This is a genomic window from Mycobacterium sp. E3198 (assembly GCF_001667015.1).
Taxonomy (GTDB): Bacteria; Actinomycetota; Actinomycetes; order Mycobacteriales; family Mycobacteriaceae; genus Mycobacterium.
Window position 1 is genome coordinate 1 of the sequence record NZ_LZIS01000150.1, and the last position, 856, is coordinate 856.

At 55.0% G+C, this 856-nt stretch carries 1 protein-coding gene; it reads right to left on the bottom strand.

Features of this window, described 5'->3' with window-relative positions; all coding sequences use genetic code 11:
• The coding region (locus A5673_RS28495; protein ID WP_156748306.1) for a methyltransferase domain-containing protein at positions 1-633 on the bottom strand (633 nt) is incomplete at its 3' end.
• Positions 634-856: the final 223 nt, after the last annotated feature.

The window sequence follows — 856 nt, forward strand, 5'->3', positions numbered from 1 at the left end:
TACCGAACAATGCACGTCCAGGTACTCCTCAGAATCCACTGACTCAACTGCTATTCTCAAAGCTTCACGCGGATGCCACACGTGTGTCAAGTCGTTTGGGTCGATGTTTGCCCCCCAAGTTATTCCACCGTCATGTTTTACTATGTTAGACAGGAAATCCACAATCTGTGCGGGCGTTGGTTTTGCTGCTTCCTGCAGCCATAAACCAATCCAATCGGCTGCGGTGGTGAGTCCGCGTAGCCGGTCGAAACAATAACGTTTATCTGGTATGGCAAGCGAGAGAATTCCCCCAGGCTCCATGAATCCGTGGATATCATTGAACCACCCAAGCGGGTTCGGGACGTGTTCGATCACATGGGAGGCAACAACGTAGTGGAATCGGCGCGATCCCACTGCACCCCTTAGGCCCGAGGAGCCGACCACGATGTCGATATCCTGGATGTGGTCGTTGCTGACGCGTTCATCGGCGCGATACTTGTCTCGCAACTTATCTGTAGGCAAGTGATCGGCATATAAAACACCTGTACCTTTCTTGGGCACTATCGGCTTATCCAGTGGGCCAATTTCCAGCCCTTGCTTCTCGAGCTTCAGGTTCTTGGTGAGCGTCGTGGCACGGTCAAACGGTGCGGTCATCGGAGTACTTCCTTAGTAGCGGGGGCTGGAATACGTGGTGAAGTCGCCTTGGACGAGCGAAAGTGCGGGGTGGTAACAGGGGTCGTTGAATAACATGTCGCCCCACCGCGCTCGCATGGCGTCACATTCCCCCTCAAATCGGCGACGCTTAGCCGGTGCGGTGTCTGAGCCGCGGGTGAGCGATTCGTGGTGATAGAGTTCGGCGTTGGGGGTCCACACGTTG